The sequence below is a fragment of the Roseibium sp. genome (assembly GCF_025698965.1).
Classification (GTDB): Bacteria; Pseudomonadota; Alphaproteobacteria; order Rhizobiales; family Stappiaceae; genus Roseibium.
In genome coordinates, this window is sequence record NZ_JAILWL010000637.1 from 1 (window position 1) to 2,935 (window position 2,935).

At 53.9% G+C, this 2,935-nt stretch carries 2 protein-coding genes and 1 pseudogene; 2 read left to right on the plus strand and 1 reads right to left on the minus strand.

What is annotated here, in order from left to right:
- Positions 1-249: cupin domain-containing protein (locus tag K5905_RS30860; protein WP_297591546.1), on the minus strand; the 249-nt coding region annotated here is incomplete at its 3' end.
- Positions 250-386: 137 nt separating this feature from the next.
- On the opposite strand from K5905_RS30860, the gene K5905_RS30865 reads away from it, so the two are divergent.
- Both K5905_RS30865 and K5905_RS30870 read left to right on the plus strand, forming a co-directional pair.
- Entirely contained in the window at positions 387-1,421 is a 1,035-nt protein-coding gene (locus K5905_RS30865; protein ID WP_297591547.1) for an AraC family transcriptional regulator, read from the plus strand.
- Positions 1,422-1,733: 312 nt separating this feature from the next.
- Positions 1,734-2,935, plus strand: a pseudogene (locus tag K5905_RS30870) (hypothetical protein); the annotation flags it as partial.

The window sequence follows — 2,935 nt, forward strand, 5'->3', positions numbered from 1 at the left end:
AGTGTCACCGGCTCTTGCGATATGGGTTTCGCCGCCCATTTCGACCTCCAGTTCCCCTTCCAGCATGACGATCCATTCGTCCTGGGTCGGGTGAATGTGCGGTGGCACGAATGTTTCAGCCGGCACGATCGCATGCCAGATAAAGGCATTCGTACTGTGGACCTTGGGTGTGTAAGTGTGTCCGACAACATTCCAACTGATGTTGTCCAGGCCTGCGTCGGCCGTGGTGATACCGGCACCGTTTTGCATGAATCTTCCCTCCTCGTTGACTCATTGGGTGTGCAAGATGGGAAAATGCTAATCCCAGCGGTCCGGAATGTTTTATCCAGAATGCGAAAATTCTTGCTCGCATGCTGTAAAATGCCGCATCCCTTCGCACCTGCAGCTTGATCGAGAATTTCGATGACGGCATGCTCCAGAACATGGTTGGTCAAGCTGTGCGAAAAACTCCGCTCAATTCTTTCCGACGCTTCGATACGTGTGACGTTGATGAGGCCAGGGAGATTGTCGCACGGCATTTCTGCAGTCATCGCCTGGAGCGTCTGTCTGCCAGAGACGGGTTCGACGCATGTCAAAACAGAGTGGGGGGACAACATGTTTCGCTCAATTACATCCGTTATGGCGCCGATGTGGTCATAGAACCGGGTGAATTGTCGGATTTTTTCCTCGTTCAGGTTCCGATCGCCGGGACTGCCCAGATCGAAAACGGCTGCCAATCGGTTTTCTCAACGCCGGGAATGGCGTCGATCCTCAATCCGGATCGTTACACGTCCATGCGCTGGCATGCCGGCTGCGAACAGGTTCTGCTGCAGATTGATCGGACCTATATGCAGGCCGTTGCCGCCCGTATGACCGGGATGCCCGTGCATGAGGTTCGCTTCAAGCCGGATTTCAATCTCGCAAGCCCGGAGGGATTGGCCTGGGCGCGAACCTTTCGGGGAATAGTTGCAGCAGCCGAGGACGGTTCCGCTTTTCAGTCATCTGATCAATTTCGGCAGCGACACCTTGAGGAGGGATTGATCGCATCCTTGCTGACAGCGCAGCCGAACACTGTTTCACCACTGCTAAAGCGGGATGGCCGCAGCACACCTCCTGCAATATTCAGGCGCGCGCTATCGATGATCAGTGACAGGTTCGCGGACGATATAAGTCTTCTTGATATCTGTACGTATGCCGGCACGACGCCTCGCAATCTTCAGCTCATTTTCAAACGTGAAGTGGATTGCAGCCCCATCCAGTATCTGCATCAGTCCAGGTTGAATTTTGCCCGCCATCTGCTGCTTTCAGGCAATGGCAACCAGTCGATAGCGGAGGTAGCGGACAATTCCGGGCACCGTCATTTCGGTCGGTTCTCGGTTGCCTACAAACGGCAATTTGGCGAAACGCCCAGAGACACACTGCGCAGCAGGCAGTTCGGCTGATCGTTCCAGCTCCAAGGTTCAGGCGCCGCCCTCATCATGTGCAAAGAAGCTGCAACCGCAGACGCTGAAACGTCCGGCGAGGTTCATGATCCGCCGAGATTGCCGCGCGGCATGAAACTCGCTTTTTCGAGGTGATTTGGAAGAATTTATTGTGTCAGGTGTTGTGTGAAGTTGCAGTTTAATTCAAATATAATTCATATTTATGTATGTTTTTTGCCATGAAATAGTCTCGAATATTTAATTTTTGATCCATGTTGCTGTCGATATTTTTACTTAGTCTTGGGTGATTCACTCGAAACAGGTGGGATATTCATGGCAGGAACATTTGAAGACTTTCTCGGCGCTCTTCTGGCTTTTGAATCAGGTTGGGACCGTGAACGTTACGATGCCGGCGTCATTCAGGACTGGCAACTCGACCAATGGGCGGGCGGGCCCGTTGAAAGTCACTTCCCCGGCTACACCAGCTGGTCGCAATTGAGCGATGCGGAATGGGAAGCGATGGCCTATCAGTCGCAGAACTCACTCGGATTTGTCGGGTTCCAGTTTGGTGAAGCTCTGCTCATCGATCTGGGATACTATGATGATGATGTTTTCTACGGCAATGGAGCAGCCACCAATACCTGGGATGGAACCTGGACAGGCAAGAACGGTGTGGACTCGTTTGAAGAGTTTCAGACGAAGGAAGCGCAAACCGTCGCGATCCAGGAAGCCTTCGGATACAATCTTCAGGTTCTGGAGACGCAATTGGCCGGAAGTGGCCAGTCCTTAAGCGATTTTGTCGGTCAGACCGCCAGCTATGTTCAAAATGGTGAGACGGTCACAGTTGAATTGACGCTCACTGGAATTCTTGCTGCTGCGCACTTGCGCGGTGCGTGGGGTACCGCAACCCTGCTGCAAAGCGGTGCGGTCAGCACCGATGAATACGGCACATCGATCCTTCAATATATCGATCAGTTCGGTGGCTTCGATTCTCCATCGATTGCCGAAATGATCGCATTCTACGAAGACAGGCTTACCGGAGACGAGGGACTTGGAACCCCAGGGGACGGAACGCCGGGGACCGGGGATCCGGGCGGCACTCCCGATAGCGATGCGGGCAACGGAACGGCAGGTGTCGATGAAACCACCGCGGATGTGGTCATCACCTGGAGCTGGGGTGAAAATGAGGTCGTACAGGATTTCAATCCGTCGACCGACACGATCTTTGTCGACTGGATCGGAGCGGCGGACCTGGAAGTGACGCAAACCGATGCGGGTGTGGTTTTTACGGTTCCTTCCAACAATCAGTCAACTACGCTGGCGGGAGTTCAGCTGGCGGATTTGAGCGAAGCCAATTTTACCGTGCTCGATACAGGTGCTGCTGCGGAAATCTTCGCGTTGATCGGGGATGGTTCGGGCACGCCCGATACCCCGGACGAACCGGATACGCCCGATGAACCTGACACACCGGATGAACCTGATACGCCGGACACACCCGATACGCCTGTTACGCCAGACAGTTGGAATGGAACGGC